Annotated in this window: 10 protein-coding genes; 9 read left to right on the top strand and 1 reads right to left on the bottom strand. The window is 46.5% G+C overall.

Annotation, left to right across the window (positions count from 1 at the left end; all coding sequences use genetic code 11):
• Positions 1-84 precede the first annotated feature (84 nt).
• From PSE6802_RS0125810 to PSE6802_RS30385, 3 genes are read left to right on the top strand one after another with little or no spacing between them, the layout of a single operon-like run.
• The gene (locus PSE6802_RS0125810; RefSeq protein WP_019502909.1) at positions 85-1,782 is read left to right on the top strand and encodes an ABC1 kinase family protein; all 1,698 of its coding nucleotides are present in this window, start codon (positions 85-87) and stop codon (positions 1,780-1,782) included.
• Between the two features lie 50 nt (positions 1,783-1,832).
• On the top strand, positions 1,833-2,567 hold the full coding sequence (locus PSE6802_RS0125815; RefSeq protein ID WP_019502910.1) for a PP2C family protein-serine/threonine phosphatase: 735 nt from the start codon (positions 1,833-1,835) through the stop codon (positions 2,565-2,567).
• Positions 2,554-3,186 carry a hypothetical protein gene (locus PSE6802_RS30385; RefSeq protein WP_019502911.1) on the top strand — a complete coding sequence of 211 codons (633 nt, stop codon included), beginning with the start codon at positions 2,554-2,556 and terminating at the stop codon, positions 3,184-3,186. The genes PSE6802_RS0125815 and PSE6802_RS30385 overlap by 14 nt, the downstream gene beginning before the upstream one ends.
• A 172-nt stretch (positions 3,187-3,358) precedes the next feature.
• Here PSE6802_RS30385 and PSE6802_RS0125830 read toward each other — a convergent pair whose 3' ends face one another.
• Positions 3,359-4,195 (bottom strand): glycosyltransferase family 2 protein, encoded by an 837-nt coding sequence (locus tag PSE6802_RS0125830; RefSeq protein WP_019502912.1) that lies wholly within the window; start codon positions 4,193-4,195, stop codon positions 3,359-3,361.
• 1,311 nt (positions 4,196-5,506) lie between these two features.
• Here PSE6802_RS0125830 and PSE6802_RS0125845 point away from each other — a divergent pair.
• The 6 genes from PSE6802_RS0125845 (at position 5,507) to PSE6802_RS0125870 (ending at position 15,624) form a co-directional block, all read left to right on the top strand.
• Positions 5,507-6,799 (top strand): glycosyltransferase family 4 protein, encoded by a 1,293-nt coding sequence (locus PSE6802_RS0125845; RefSeq protein ID WP_019502915.1) that lies wholly within the window; start codon positions 5,507-5,509, stop codon positions 6,797-6,799.
• Positions 6,800-7,036: 237 nt separating this feature from the next.
• Positions 7,037-8,530, top strand: a complete 1,494-nt coding sequence (locus tag PSE6802_RS0125850) for an efflux RND transporter periplasmic adaptor subunit (protein WP_019502916.1) — start codon at positions 7,037-7,039, stop codon at positions 8,528-8,530.
• Between the two features lie 169 nt (positions 8,531-8,699).
• Positions 8,700-10,136, top strand: a complete 1,437-nt coding sequence (locus PSE6802_RS0125855; RefSeq protein ID WP_019502917.1) for a tetratricopeptide repeat protein — start codon at positions 8,700-8,702, stop codon at positions 10,134-10,136.
• Positions 10,133-13,492, top strand: coding sequence for an ArnT family glycosyltransferase (locus PSE6802_RS0125860; protein WP_019502918.1), 3,360 nt, complete (start codon positions 10,133-10,135; stop codon positions 13,490-13,492). The genes PSE6802_RS0125855 and PSE6802_RS0125860 overlap by 4 nt, the downstream gene beginning before the upstream one ends.
• Positions 13,492-14,460: a lysylphosphatidylglycerol synthase transmembrane domain-containing protein gene (locus PSE6802_RS0125865; protein ID WP_019502919.1), complete on the top strand. Its 969-nt coding sequence runs from the start codon at positions 13,492-13,494 to the stop codon at positions 14,458-14,460. Before PSE6802_RS0125860 ends, PSE6802_RS0125865 begins: the two co-directional genes overlap by 1 nt.
• A gap of 165 nt (positions 14,461-14,625) precedes the next feature.
• Positions 14,626-15,624, top strand: a complete 999-nt coding sequence (locus tag PSE6802_RS0125870; RefSeq protein ID WP_156815659.1) for a hypothetical protein — start codon at positions 14,626-14,628, stop codon at positions 15,622-15,624.
• Positions 15,625-15,726 lie beyond the last annotated feature (102 nt).

Below are 15,726 nucleotides of genomic sequence, written 5' to 3' on the forward strand. Positions count from 1 at the left end.
TGGTCTTCTCTATCTTGCTACAGACACAGAAAATTCCAGCGATCGCGTTAGAATGTAAAGGTTTGTTAAGGTCTCGCTTATACTGTGTCAGGGCTGTCGTCTGAACCTACCTATCGCTGGAGCCAGGAAAATTACTCCCAACTAGCCCGTACTGTAGACATTTGGCGCACAGTACTGCTGTTTCTTTGGTACAACTGGCTGGATCGGAAAAAGTGGAGTTATGTCGGGGGGAAAACCGAGGAAGCGCAAAAAAAAAGGAGGCGCAAGCGCGCCATCTGGCTGCGGGAATCTTTGTTGCAACTTGGCCCGACATTTATTAAAGTCGGTCAGTTATTCTCCACCCGTGCCGATTTATTCCCCGCCGAATATGTGGAGGAGTTATCTAAGTTACAGGATCGGGTACCAGCATTTGGCTGCGAAAAGGTTGGCAAGATTATTGAAACGGATTTAGGCAAGCCGATCGCCGCCATGTTCCGCCACTTCGATCCGGTGCCGATCGCCGCTGCCAGTTTGGGGCAAGTTCATAAAGCCCAACTACATTCCGGCGAAGAGATTGTTGTCAAGGTGCAGCGTCCGGGGTTAATGAAATTATTTGCGATCGACCTCACCATCTTGCAGCAGATTGCCACCTACTACCAAAATCACCCGCGTTACGGCAAGGGCCGCGACTGGTTGGGTATTTATAACGAATGCAAGCGCATCCTTTATCAAGAAGCTGATTACCTCAACGAAGGACGCAATGCCGATCTATTTCGACGCAATTTTCGACACGATCCTCGCATTGTCGTACCAAGAATCTACTGGCGATTTACTTCTAAGCGGGTTTTGTCCTTAGAGTACATGCCCGGCATTAAAGTTAGTAACTACGAAGCCTTAGAAGCAGCCGGTATAGATCGTAAAGCCCTGGCTGCGATCGGGGCGGAATCTTACCTGCAACAATTGCTCAATCATGGCTTTTTCCACGCCGATCCCCACCCTGGCAATCTAGCCGTCACCAGTTCCGGCGGGTTGATTTTTTATGATTTTGGTATGATGGGACAAATCCAGCCAATTACCAAAGAAAAATTACTGCGCACGTTCTTTGGCATTGCCAAAAAGGATGCGGACGGGGTGATTTCTTCGTTAGTTGAGCTGGGTGCTTTAGAAATATCTGGAGATATTGGCCCCGTGACCCGTTCCGTGCAATATATGCTGGATAACTTCATGGGTAAGCCATTTGAAAAGCAGTCGATCGCTGCCATCAGCGACGACCTGTACGAGATTGCCTACGATCGCCCCTTTAGGTTCCCAGCCACATTTACATTTGTGATGCGGGCATTTTCTACACTAGAGGGTTTAGGTAAAGGCTTAGATCCGGAGTTTAACTTTATGGAGGTGGCAAAACCTTTTGCTACAAGTCTGATGGAGAATGGCAATTCAAAAGATCCAGGCAGTTTATCAGCCACCTTTCTAGGCGAGATTGGCAGGCAAGCAGCGCAGATGGGCAACTCTGCCTTTAACCTGCCGCGTAAAATTGAGGACACAATTGTTAAATTAGAGCGTGGCGATCTGCGTTTGCGGGTAAAATCGCAGGAAACTGACCGGATCCTGCGACGCATCAGCAATATAGGTATTGGTGCCATTTACTCTATACTTTGGGCGGCGGCAAGCCTGTCAGCAACTATTCTATTAGTTAACAAATTGTACATAATTGCAGGAATTGCCCTGGCAATTGGTATCTTTTTCCTAATTGCACTGTTGCGATTGCTGATCCGCATAGATCGCTCAGAGCGCACGTTTTAACAATGTTTTAACTCAGGGAGTCGCAAAAGGAGTAAGTGTAACTATCCAATATGAAACTATCATTTGCTGGAAGCTCAGACGTTGGCTGTGTAAGAACATCTAACCAGGATTCCTACCATATCGATCCCGATGGTCGGTTCTTTGTTGTTGCCGATGGTATGGGAGGACACGCTGGTGGGGAGGAAGCGAGCCGAATTACTACAGAATCGATCGGAGCTTATCTGAGCCTGGAGTGGGGCAAAAATTCACCTCAGGAATTACTTCAACAGGCGGTGTTAAAAGCAAATCAAGCGATTCTCCACGACCAAAACATCCACCCCGTACGTGGCGACTCTGGTACAACCGTAGTTGTAGTCATGTTTATTGACGAACAGCCCTGGTTTTGCCACATCGGTGATTCCAGACTCTATCGCCTGCGCGGTCCCCGACTCGAACAGGTGAGCGAAGATCATACCTGGATTGCCAGGGCAGTACAAACCGGTGCAGTTAGCACCGATGAAGCCCGCAACCACCCGTGGCGGCATATGCTACTGCAATGTTTGGGCAGAGAAGATCTCAAAGAGATAACTGCTCAAAAGGTGGACTTTCAACCAGGCGATCGCCTTTTACTGTGCAGTGATGGTTTGACTGAAGAGTTGACGGACGATCGCATTGCCAGCCAGCTTAAGGGAAATCGTTCCTGTCATAAAGCCGTCGAGGCACTAATTAAAGCTGCTAAATCCCACGGAGGACGCGACAACGTCACGGTTGTCGTGATTGCGCGAGAGTTGAATGATAGTAATTGAATCGCCGATCGCCATGCCGTCCGTTCGCAGAAGTACTAGCAAAAATATATTTCTTAGGTTTTTCTCGATCTCGGTCGGCACTCTAATTGCAGCGCTGATTATTTCAAGACTGTCAGGCATCGCTATCTACGCGGCTCAAACCAGTTGGCTGGAAGAAACTTGGGGGCAGGCAGGCGCGATCGCATACCAGGCTGCCGCCAAAACCATGCTCTCGCGCAATCGCCAGGGTGGACGGAGTTTAGACAATTTCCAAAAAAGTTATTTGCGTCGGGACTTTAGGAGTCTCGCCAATCGCGTTTCCGTCATCTACGCAGCCAAACTCATGGATCGGTGGCAGGTTGGCAATTCGATCGTGCATCTAGGCGCGATTGACTCAGCCGCCCAAACCTATTGCGATCGCGTTTATATCCGAGCGCCCTATCAACCAGAAAATAGGCAACAGCTAATTCTCCTCGCTCACGAAATGGTACATGCCAAACAGTGCGAGCAATTGGGAGGCATGGGAAAATTTGGCTACGAGTATTTTAAAGAATACAAACGCGCCAATCAGAGATACGACAAAAACAAACTTGAGAGAGAGGCATTTATCTTTCAAGCAAAATTTACTGCCTCTTTGTAGGAGTATAGCCATAGACAGATCTGTTAGGGCAGGGGGTGTGGGGGCAACGCCCCCAACCCCCCTTCTCGTTTTCATCTGAAAACCGCTATAATGCGGATTTGGTATTATTTCTTGCGAAATCGCTTCGCGAGCGGGTGCATACTGCAGCCGAGGGATTGTCCCTACAGAAAGGCTAGAGTTTATCCCTAGGGATTCTCATATAGGTGGTATCATTCGGACCAGAACTCCAACTTTGTATCATCTTCACTTCGTCGCGATAAGCACTTCCTTCGATCTGGAACCACAGCCAGGTAGTGATAAAGTTAACCGCTGAAGTCAAAAAGCGTTTTCGCCCAAACTTGCTAGTACCAGAATGGCGGGGGTGCCAGGGCGTGGTAACCTCGGTTACCTTGCAACCGATACCCGCCAAAATTGCCAGAAGATAGCGATGCGTAATAATTTGCAACGGCAGCTTTGCCACCCGATCGCGACGTACTAGCTTAATCCAATTCATATCATGGATTTCCAGATTAAAGGCTTTTTGACAAGCCCAGTTAGCCAGTTTAGAGGCGCGCACTTTACCATCACCACGATTGAGTCGCCGCCCTGCTACAGCGTCTACACCAGGCACGCAAGCTTCTAGCAAAAGTGGAATATCAGTTTCAGGATTTGATTCTAGATCGGCTTGCCCCCATAGAATCCAATCAGTGTGAATATTGGCGATCGCCGTTCTCCAGACCTCAGTTACTCCACGCCTGCTAGGATGGCGAATCACTCTCAGAAAAGCATAACGTTCCATCAAACCTGTTAAGATCTCAGGACTACTGTCAGTGCTACCATCATCGATGAGCAACACGGGTAGATCGAACTTAAGTTTCCGAAATGTATTCTCTAATAAAAGAAACAATCGCTCCAGGTTTCCTTCTTCATTGAAGGAAGGAATCGCAATTGTAACCGAGCGACTTTGTAAGGGAGTTTCTGAAAAAGCAGTTGCAGGCGTAGCCTGTATTCCTGTTGTCAAGCTATTCATTGAACAATCTCCTTGGGCTTAGATTTTTCGATTCTCCACCACTCACCAAGATGGATTGGAGAGCCGTTTAGAAGTGGTGGGAAAGTAGTACTTCAGGAGTCACGATCGCATGCGATCGACAACCTGGAATTGGAAACCTGGAATTGGAAAATCAAATTACCCGCGTACGGTTAATAGACAAAACATCCGTTAGGTATCTCAACTCTAAACAAAAACTTAGTGCAGCTAGTTCAGTAAGCGCGTCAAATTACTGATGTCTGGAATAAGTTCAGAGGTGAAGTACCAAGAAAGAACTATTTGTGGAGGTTCTCACCCGAGCTAATAGTGATGGAACCGATTCTAGAGAAGGAATTTAATGGGCAAGCTAAATTTTTTAGCGCATCCATAGAGCTACTCCTTAGTTGCAAGCTGAATAGGTTCTGAAGTACACCCCTATTCAAATTGTTGGACTAAATTTTGGACTATTTGATAACCTCATCTAGTTTTTACACGATTGCAATACAAGCGCAATACAAAATGTTGGTGGAGGACGGACATTTTCGTAGGTTTAAGAAGCCAATCTACAGGAAAGGCATTGCAGTACTAAACACGATACCAGACATACCAAACCTACGCTGGAGCTTGAAATCTGTCAGAAACATTAAGATAGCTGACAATTCCGTCATAGACTACCCAGGATTCTTAATCCATGTCGGTACCACTCGATACATTTCCATGAAAATACGAATTTGTCAACCAAGCGATCGCCACGCAATGGCAATTATTACTGCTGCGAAATAACTAAAAGCTTATTCAGTTTCTGCCCAGATCGACTATCCTGTTTGGGTTTGGAGATTTAAGCGATCGAATTAAAATTCGATCGACCGACAAAATCAGTTGAGATCGTGGAAATTATTGATTTTTGTAGTCTATTAAGCAAAACAATCTAATGATTTTTTGCTATCAGTAATTTAAATCTAAGCTCGATCGCAAGGTCATTAGAAGAATAGTAGGTAGTAAAAACCATTAGCGTACGGGTGATTTCAGCGTGGAAAAACTAATTTCTAAACCTAGGGAACCTTCGAACGAGAGAATTCGTCCTTCTCTAGAGTTCGCAAAATCGTGTAGAGATATTGCGAGTGTCTCGACACTTAACTTAATCGGTCAAGAATTGATTTGGTTAAGGAGTTGTTAAGGCTTCCAATTGGACTTAGCAGGCAGTTAGTATCCCCAGATCGAAGCGCGTCACTTTTTAAATAAATTCTGATTTCTGGATAATCCTAAGTTTATGTGTTCTAGGAAACTAGCAAACCTTGTTATTTAGGGCGATCTATGAATCTCAAAGACAAGCACATACTTGTTGTTAGTTCTGTCTACCCTCTAACGGTAGATGGAAATCATGGTGCGTTTGTGCGCGAATCCATTTTAAGGTTGCAGTCCACTGGTGCGAAGTTCGCCGTGTTTGCACCTGCCTATGAGGGTTGTACCGATCGCATCCTGGACAGTATTCCAATCTATCGTTTTCGTTATTGCCTGAAGCCGTTTGAAAATCTCGTGCGCGATGGCGCGCCAACTAAATTGCAAAAGCAGCCTCTTTATCTGATAGTGGCAGCACTCTATATCCTCTTAGGAACTGTGCAATTATTCTGGTTATGTCTGCGCCGCAAACCCGATCTACTTCAAATTCATTGGCCTTTTCCGCACGGTTTGATGGCACTGCCATCGATGAAGCTGCTCGGTATCCCTGCTGTATTTAGTTGCCATGGGGCTGAACTTCTCTTAAGTAACAAATTTAAGTTTGTCTCCAGAGTGCTCGCCTGGTTGTTCCCAATGGCTAAGGGAATCACTGCGAACTCCTCTTTTACTTATAAGTTGATTCGCAAAATTTTTACGGGATCTGTACAGATTATTCCCTACGGTCAGACTATTGAAGCAAAACCAGTCAAGCATAGATCGTTCCACGATCCCGACGATCCCGCGCGCTTGTTATTCGTGGGCAGACTCGACGAGCGCAAAGGACTGAAGTATCTTTTAGACGCTTTACCACTGGTACTAGCAGAGAGAAAGATATGTTTGCGCATTGTTGGGAAGGGCTTCTTAGAAGCAGAGCTGCGATCGCAATCCCGCGAACTAGGTTTAGATCGTTTGGTTAGCTTCTTGGGATTTGTAAGTAAAGAGGAACTGGCTGATGAATATGCCAACTGCGATATTTTTGTACTGCCAGCGATCGTGGATAGTAAAGGTGATACTGAGGGTTTGGGAGTAGTTCTAATTGAAGCACTAGCCCATGCTAAGCCAGTTGTGGCGACAAATGTAGGTGGCATACCAGATGTCATCGTCTCTGGTAAAACAGGTCAGTTAGTACCAGAAAAAGATGTTCGATCGCTAGCTCAAGCTATTTTGAATGTTTTAGCAAAGCCCGAGATCTTTACAGAAATGGGGTTGAAAGGGTTAGAGGATATACAAACTCGCTTTAGTTGGGAACGTATCGTACCCATGTGGGAACGAGTATTTATGGATGCCCTTAGCGACACTGGAATTGTTGAATTCCGAACAACTGACGATCGCGTCGATAGCGCAGCAGAATTTCCAGAACTGGAAGCTAAGGGATTTGCTCGCAAATAAAATACCACTAGGATGTGTTAGGCGAAAGCCGTATAGCGGTTTTCAGATCGGAAAGAGTAGGGGGTTTGGGGGCGTTGCCCCCAAGAAGGGGTGGAACCCCTTCACCCCAAAAATAAAACCCGTTCTCAAATGAAAACCGCTATAACGCATCATTGCTAGGTTCAAGATTGGTACATTATTAAAGCGCTAATCCCTAATAGCTATATGTAGTTTACTTAGAATAATGGCAGTGTAAAGATGACTAGCATTCGCTTACCCTCACGGGCAATTTTTCCTTTTTTGGTGGCAGCACCTATAGGTGTGATGGCAATTCTATCTATTACAGTACTTTTGCCAGCGCTGAGGAATCCTGAGTCCAAGTTTTATGGTTCCTCCATCGGCTATCCCGCTTGGCAGAGGGCAATCGGTCAACCTATTGAAGTGCAAACTGCTATAGCCAAATATGATGCTGTAGAAGATAGTGTCGCAGCTCCGGGTGAGTCCATGAGCCTACAGCAAGTAGACGTACGCTCCCTGGTCTCTGGCACGGTAGAGAAAGTTTATGTAACTGAGGGACAGAGAGTCAAAAAAGGTCAACCTCTGATGCAAATCGAACGATTGACATTTATCGATAATCTCAACGAAGCTAAAAACGATCTGGCGATCGCAGAAGCCAGATTGCGCTCCCTAGAAATTTCCATGCCAATCAAACTCAGGCAGATGGAAACTGAATTGAATGCCAGTCAAGCAAGGATGAGTAATTCCCATGAAATTACTGCGGCAGTGGAGGAGCAGTCCAAGAACTATATTGAAGAAGCAAGGGGTTTGGCAAATACTTCCAAAAAGAAATTAGAGCAGATTGAAATGCTTACCCGAGAAGGGGCGATTAGTAAGTTTCAACTATATAATGCTCAAGATGAATATGCATCCCGCCTCAGAGATCTAAGAAAAGCACAGAACGGATATTTAACTGACACCTACAGCCAGTATAATGTTAAGGACTTCAATCTTCAGCGGCAGAGAGAAGTTCTGGCCGCACGGCAAAATTTAGAGCTAACCCAGAAAACCGCTGGCAATGAAATTGAAAAAGCTCGTCTAGATTTTGAGACCCAGCAACTCAGGCTGAAACAAGCGGCGAGAGATTTGAGCAGAACCGTAATTTATGCCAGCATGGATGGCCTGGTCAGTCAAACAAATATTCATGCTGGCGAACTAGCCGATGCCAAGGGCAAAGATCCTCTACTGACATTATCTCAAGATATCGTGTTTAGGGCATTTGTCGATCAAGCTAGATTGAATGCCATTAAAGTAGGCGATCGCGCCACTGTGAGATTGGTTGCTTATCCCGGTCAGACCTTCCAGGGTAAGGTAATGCAAGTGAATCCTACAGTTGCTACAAACACGTCTAAGAGTAAAGTAGGAGGCGATCGCCAGTATACCTATTCTGTGTGGATTTCTGTCCAGGGTGTTTCCGTACCGCCAGGTTTGCAGGGATTTGCGCAATTCAGTCAGGGTAAAACCAGCTTGATGGTGCCAGAAAGTGCAGTGACGCACCTATCTAGTGGCGAAGGCATGGTGATGGTAGCTGGTGCCGACGATCGCGCCCAGATCAAGAAAGTCAAGTTGGGTCGAGCAGTCAACAACCGACGCGAAGTCTTGGAAGGTCTGGCTGAAGGCGATCGGGTTGTGCTTACGCCCAGAGCGCTCAATCCTGGAGATAAGTTAGCAATTTCACATAAGCAAACAACATAAAACAACATATAGCAATCCAAAATGATTTGTGTAAGTTGCGATCGGCGGTCAGTAAAACCTCTCTCAAATCTTCTCTAGCCAAGCTGTATAACCCCGCGACCGTATTAAAGAGACGGTTTCTGGGAGCATCTCCACCCTGGTAATGATAAAGTAATGGCAAGGCAAATTTATGCTAAACGAATCAAAGCTTGAGTATGGAAGGTTATCTCTGGTGTTTGGCCTGCTTCTCCGTTGGCTAAGCTGGTTTAGTAGAGAACGCATAGTCTTGCTTGCTGCTGCATTAGCGCTGGGGATCGGAGCTATTAAGCCGTGGTATCAACTCCCGCCAACAACTCTCGATGCCTTTAAGACAAACCTATCCGTCACGCATTTAGGTAGGGGTCTATCTGCTTTCTTTGTCTGCCTCAGCCTTATGTTAATATTTCGACCCAGTCCATCTAGTCGCGCCCATAGATTATCCTACTGGTGTGGATTTACGATCGCGCTGCTTTTCCCTTACTTTGTAACCACCTGGATGCCTACGATAGACTACATCTCCGCATTTATTTACGATCGAGAAGGCAGCGTCACTGCCCATGTCAAGATGAATGCCAATCAGATACAGGCGCAGTGGAAGCAGAATATTCAACTAACACCGTCAAGTCCCATCACCACAACATTTGACCTCCCATTTCGCAATGCCCGCTTTTTTCAACTCTCATCGTGGGATCGTGTTTGGAAGTCGGGTTTTGGCTACTCTCGCTCTTTTCTGGCATTTATTGGACGGGGATGGATGATGTCTGGCTTGGGGTTTGGGATTGGCCTGACTGCGCTCTACCTGGGGTTAGGTGGTTCAGGCAAAGGAGCATTCCAAATTTTCCTGGGAGATATGTCCAAATTTCTACCAGGTTTTGCCATAGGATTTGGAATTCTGGTTATTTCGATTCTATTACCTGGAATGGTCAACTATCAGCTAGATGCCATGTTTGCAAGGGGAGAGTATCACCAGGTACTTGTTGTTAGCAGGATCGTATCATCATTTTTTCCTCCAATGAACACTGATGAGACATTCCTTAAACGCATTGCTGAAGCAGGATTTTACGGTGATGAACCAGAGCCAAGTTTGATTAGTTTTGCCAAAGGCGTAGAACGCTATCGCCTCAAAGATCTGGCTGGAGCAGAAGGATTTTTTCAAGAATCATTAGAACTCAATCCCAGGCGTGCTGTGGTGAGGGGATATCTAGCAACGACAATTCTGAACCAGGCAGTGCAATATTACAACACCTCTTATAACACGGAAGTCCCTAATACTCGCAAACCCGGATCTGCTATAGATCGTTTCGAGCAAGTGCTGCGGGTTTTTCCAAATCATATTGAAGCTATGTACGATCTCATGTTAGCGAGTTTCGTTAACGGCGAATTAGAGCGATCGGCTAAAATTGCCAAACAGATTATTGAAGCAGAGAGTTACGCTCAATTACCCAATCTCTCTTTGTTAGGGCAAGCCTATCTGCACTCCGCTTGGATCACTTACAAGGACGGCGATCCCGCACTTGCCTGGAAGAAATTCCGTCAATCTACCGATCCTAAAACATGGGATAGTATGGAAGAAGAGGGAGAGCCATGATAACTGCAACGGAGGCACCAAACAAACTCAGCCGCTGGCTAGCGATCGGTACGATTCTAGTTCTGGGATTTTTAGTGGGGATGCTGGGATTCTATACTTGGCATAAACTCCCATCTCCAATCGAACGTGTATCCTGGTCGCCCGAAGTGCAGTGGATTGAGCCGCAGGAATCGAGCTTTCGCATGTACGCTCGCAGTACCTTCTACTTGAATGGAGATGCTCGGGTTGCCTGGCTCAAGCTTTCAGCCGATAATGACTTTATCCTCTACGTCAATGGGGAAACTGTCGATCTAGAGTTGAGCGTTCTTGGTTTCCCTCTGAGCTTGGGTACGAAATCCTCTCAGCTTTGGCAAAATCTAAATGATAGCGTGAGCTATGTCGATCTGGGTGTAGGGAATCACATGCTTGCCAATGCAAAAGACTGGCAGTTAACTACCTACGTCGATCTCACTAATTATCTGCGACCTGGCAAAAACGTCATCGCTTTAGAGTTGCAAAAAGGACGGCCTAGCCCCCGTCTGGCGCTGGAAGGAGCGGTATATTCTGTCGCTAATGTATCGCCGATCGCTCTTTCCACTGGTATAGCAACCTGGCGAGTGTCGCCCGTGTCAGAAAATCGCGGCAATCTTCAGTGGTATGAAAGTGACTTCCCAGATCAAAATTGGGCGGAAGCTAAGTTACTTGGGACTGTAACAGAAGCAACCTACAGTCGCACGAGTTCCCATGTCTACGATCGCGAGTTGCAGGGAAACTGGATTGTCGGTAACGAAAGTCCGCAGGGAGAGATATGGTTTAGAGGCAATTGGCAAGTACCCAAAGATCGACAACGAGCATTTATCCGGTTTGCAGGAGATGGCGAGTATGCCTTGACAATCGATGGTTTGCTAGTTAGGCGATACAGTAAAGACGATGGCAATCTCCTACGCATGTTTGAGGTTACCAACTTTTTGCGTAGCGGTAATAATACCATTTCGGTGCAGGCTATCCGTCCCATTGATTCCATTCGCTCCCCTACGCGCAATGGGAGTTTGGGCTTCTTCCTCGATGGTTGGGTAGAAACAGCGTCGAATCGCGTTACGGCTGAGGTTGCAACCGATAGCTCTTGGAGTAGCACGGACAAGGCGATCGCTGGCTGGGACAGAGGCTTGGGGTCAGGTCAACCTGTAGTGGAACTGCGACCTCCAGACTCCAATGAGTTCAGGCGATATTTTGAGGGTAATGCCTACCTGGTTAATTTCCCGAATTATATCGGGCAGCAAGGTATTTGGCAGATAGCTAGTATGGCTTGTGCGGCAGTTGGGGCATGGGGGTTGGGTCGTTTCTGGCTGTCTCAGCGTCAGGGTGTGTGGGATAGTTTCAATGCTGGGAGCGCCCTGTTGTTACCTGGTACGTTATTTCTCATCGGAATTGGTTTGCTGAAGCATCGCTATGCTGAAGCCGAACGCGGTATTCTATTCATGCGATCGCAGAGTATCTCATTGACATGGTTGGGATTTATCGGAATTGTAGTTTTAACTCTACTATGGAGTCAGTTCAAACTAATCGCTCGGACGAAATCCCAGGATGGTTCATCTATAGCAACGCCGTTGCAGGCTTTGCGGATACGTTGGGGATTGTGGTTCCTGTTTGGTCTAGCTGCATTTGTAGCTCTCCGACTGCTAGCAGGAATGGGTTTGCTGGCAACCATCGGCTCCATATCCTTGCCCGTATTAGGCGCGATCGCTATTGTTAGCATCCGCGCCAAACGCTCGCAATGGCATCCCAAAGATTGGTGGTCATTGCTGCGATCGCAATGGCCAGTTTGGGGACAGTGGGTTGTGTTGGCTGTAATTATCGCAGTTGGATTTGTCCTGCGCGCCCGAGATCTGAATTTTGTCCCCTACGATGCGGATGAGAATACTTCACTCGATGCAGTCAGAGGTATTTTGCGTACTGGCGCACCGGAGCCAGCTTCTAAAATTTGGTATACGCGCGGACCATTCTTTCACTACATGTCTGCCATTTGGCTCGCTTTGGTGGGAGAATCTTTCACTAAAGCCCGCTTCCTGATCGTGTTGTGGGGAGTTGCTTTCCTAGCTGTAGCATTTATCTTTACTAGGCATATTACGGGCAAAGTTTGGTTTGCTTTGCTAATCGTGGCAGTATTCGCGATCGATCCTTTGGAGTTATGGAACTCCAGAAACTTCCGCTTTTATCAGACCGTGCAATGCTTAAACCTGCTGGCATTTTATTTTTTCTGTAAGGGATTCATCGACAAAGCGGGCAAGAAATATCAATACGGATTTTTCATTGCCTTTACATCGGCACTGTTAAACCAGGAGGTTTCGATCACCTTAATACCGGGGTTCTTGCTGGGGTTTATCTTTTTCTATCGACCTTTCGATTGGAAGAGCGATCGCCACATAGCGATCGGGGCATTCATGACCATGAGTATATACATCTACAATGGAATCTTTTTCCTCATTCGATGCCTAACTCCCTATGTAGCCTTAACGAATACGACTGAAACTCAGATGAAATTCCATATGCGCGACTTCACTGGGTTTACCGGATCTTTCTTCTTTGGCTCGGCTCGCTTGTATACGCTTTACAGTTTGTTCTTTTTCCTTGGGTTTATTTATTTTATCAGGCAGAAGAATCAAAAGTTAGTCTTTCTATTTTGCTGTGTATTCCTGAATTTAGTGCTTCTGACCGTGATGGTGCTGGCTCATGCTAGTAGATATTCCTATTCTATCTATCCCCTATTCATTATCCTATCGATCTATAGCGCCATTTGCTTAATGGCAAGTCTGGGTAAAAATTTAGAAGCCATGCTTGCTGGAATTGTGCCATTGCAGGCGATCGCCTTGAGTTTTCTTACTCTCTTACTAATCTTTAATATCGAGCCAGCTAGAGTACTGGACAGCTACCATGATGCCATGTCCAGGCATAATCCCAAAGTATTTGAGTATATCCGCGATCGCCGTCAACCTGGAGACGTGGTGTTTGCGAATCTTCCCGCCGCTGCCGCTATCAATCTGGGCGGACTGGACTACTACTTGCCACCGACTGGGATGTTAGGGTTTGATGGCGTTTATCTGAGTGACGGTCGATTGATCGATCGCTGGGCTGGCGGTGAGGCGGTTACGACGATCGACCAAATGAGCCGCATTCTCGCCAAAGCGAATCGAGTCTGGATTCAAGTGGACGACCGCAAAGCTCCCGACGAGCCAGAGTTAGCGAAACTCTACCATTACTATCGCACGATTGGCAAATCTGCTATGGAAACGTTTGGCGTGCGCCTGCGCCTATGGCAGAAAGAAGATGGCTTGTTGCCACGCGAACCCAACCAGGGTCAAGATTTAGGAGCATTTTAATGAAACGGAAATCAGTCGTAGCGCTAAAAGTGGCAGTTAGTCTGGGCATTCTCGCCTTTGTCTTCAGCCGCGTAGATTTGGCCCAGATATGGACGCAAGTTAATTATCTCTCTTTACCTTTTGTTGCCTTTGCTCTGCTCTACTACACGGGCTGTCAGTGGTTGAGTTGTTGGCGCTGGCAAACTGTTTTGCGAGCCACGGGACATTTCGTGTCGATTAGTAGGTTGCTAGCGAGCTATTTCGCAGGTATGTTCGTCAGTATCTTTCTGCCAGGTTCCTTTGGTGGAGATGTCTATCGCTCCTACACGGTTTCGCAAAAGATCGGGGATATTGAGGTGGCGATCGCGTCGGTATTTTTGGAAAGATTTACCGGACTAGCCGCAATATTTGCGCTGGCGCTGTTGGGACTGCCCTTAGCCTTCAAGATTATTGGCCGCTGGGATATTATTCTACTTTTTGTCGTATGCGCCTCCGTAATTTCCGGTGGAACGCTCCTAATTGCCAGCCCCAGGCTGCTAATTTGGGCAGAACCCTGGCTGCAAAAACTACGTATGGGTGGAATAGTTGCTCGAATTGCCAAGATTCAAATTATTCTCAGAAAGTTCGTCCAGCATCGGCGCGCAATGGCGATCGCCATTGCGATTTCACTATTAATCCAGCTTGCAGTTCCCTTTTATCAATATCTTTTAGCCCAACAATTAAAGATTTCCATCTCTTATCTGGAACTTTTAATCTTTACGCCCATCTCTATAGTAGTTACCCTTTTACCTATATCCTTCGGCGGACTGGGCGTTCAGGAAGGATTATGGGTTTACCTATTCGGTCGCGTTGGTGTTAGTGCCGAGCAAGCTATTACCCTATCTCTCACATTTACGCTTTTAGGCTGGATCTTGAGTTTACCTGGTTCAATCGTCCTCTTCCTCGACGCTGCTGGAGTGCAAAAACTGAAGCAGGACGCGAGCAAATAGAAACCTTCGACAACAAACATATGTCCGCGATCGCAAATCATGTACAAAACCTTTAGATACAAACTATTTGGCAGGTTTAGCAAGTCGATCTTGTTATGCTTCGCTACCCTACTTGCTTGCGTATCGCTCAGCGGGCTACCAATTTTTAGCCCTTCGACCTTAACCTTGGCTGCTCCAACAGCCTCTGAGTGGGATGTACTTGCAGCGATCGATCCAGGCTTACTAAACTTCCAAGTGCAATTAGTAGATGTCGATCGCCGCAACGGTGCAATTAACGAGAATAGAGATATCTTTATTTCTGTTGGTATGCAAAGACACTCTAGTAAACCGATTGCCTATGGCATACTAACTAAGAACACGGGCTTAATCGACACTGGAATTAAGATCCTAGAGTACGCTTTCGCTCGACAAAGCGCGGACGGAAGTTTCCCAAGTTTTCTCCCAGAAGGGGCTGAAGGGATTCCACGTAGCGTTTCCTTTTTCTTTCAAGATTTAGGGCGCAGTTTTCTACTTGCCCAAAATTCTAGCTGGTTCCAAAGCAGTTCTCAAACAAAAGGTTTGCGCGATCGCATGAATAAACTCATTCCTCCCGCTACTAAATCTTTGCACTGGTTAATCTCCCAGGAAGGCACGCTCAAAAAACACGATCGCAGTGCCACGAATCGGCTCTTTTTCCATGCCCTAGCTTACTATCTGGTGGGTAAGGCAACGCGCAGACCGGATGCGATAAAAATAGGCGAAAACTTTGCGCGTATGGCTTTGAAGCAACAAAGCAAGGAAGGCTTTTTCCCTGAGAATAGAGGTTACGACACCAGCTACAATGGAGTCTCATTGCAACAGGCTTTGATTTTATATACTAACCTCGATGCCAATAGTTCGCTAAGACAGGATCTGTGGCAAGGAATCGAGCGAAGCGTAGCTTGGCAAAAAAACTTTTTCCTGCCTAGTGGCGAGCTTGCAACTACTGGCAATACCAGGATTCGTACTGGTGGTGAGAGATTCTTACGGCGCAAGAAAACAGTCGATTATGTTCCGTTAATTGTAGCTTTCAACTATTACTCCAAGCTTTCCGGCGATTCTACCGTGCAGATGCTAGCCGATCGCACCTTCGCCTTTTACCGCGAAAGTAAGGAAAGAACTACCAGGAGGGAGAGGGAGCGATAGGTTGTACGATGAAAACAGGGAGCAAGGGAGCAGAGCATGAGGATGTCAAAGATCCCGCATTATTCAGCATAGTTACGATACGAGTTGTTCATCTTATAAAAG

This window comes from Pseudanabaena sp. PCC 6802, from assembly GCF_000332175.1.
Taxonomy (GTDB): domain Bacteria; phylum Cyanobacteriota; class Cyanobacteriia; order Pseudanabaenales; family Pseudanabaenaceae; genus PCC-6802.

Excerpts from the sequence above, each read along its gene's own strand:
- PSE6802_RS0125815 (WP_019502910.1), top strand. The coding sequence starts at position 1,833 with ATGAAACTATCATTTGCTGGAAGCTCAGACGTTGGCTGTGTAAGAACA.
- PSE6802_RS0125845 (WP_019502915.1), top strand. The coding sequence starts at position 5,507 with ATGAATCTCAAAGACAAGCACATACTTGTTGTTAGTTCTGTCTACCCT.
- PSE6802_RS0125860 (WP_019502918.1), top strand. The coding sequence starts at position 10,133 with ATGATAACTGCAACGGAGGCACCAAACAAACTCAGCCGCTGGCTAGCG.
- PSE6802_RS0125855 (WP_019502917.1), top strand. The coding sequence starts at position 8,700 with ATGCTAAACGAATCAAAGCTTGAGTATGGAAGGTTATCTCTGGTGTTT.
- PSE6802_RS0125850 (WP_019502916.1), top strand. The coding sequence starts at position 7,037 with ATGACTAGCATTCGCTTACCCTCACGGGCAATTTTTCCTTTTTTGGTG.
- PSE6802_RS0125865 (WP_019502919.1), top strand. The coding sequence starts at position 13,492 with ATGAAACGGAAATCAGTCGTAGCGCTAAAAGTGGCAGTTAGTCTGGGC.
- PSE6802_RS30385 (WP_019502911.1), top strand. The coding sequence starts at position 2,554 with ATGATAGTAATTGAATCGCCGATCGCCATGCCGTCCGTTCGCAGAAGT.
- PSE6802_RS0125830 (WP_019502912.1), bottom strand. The coding sequence starts at position 4,195 with ATGAATAGCTTGACAACAGGAATACAGGCTACGCCTGCAACTGCTTTT.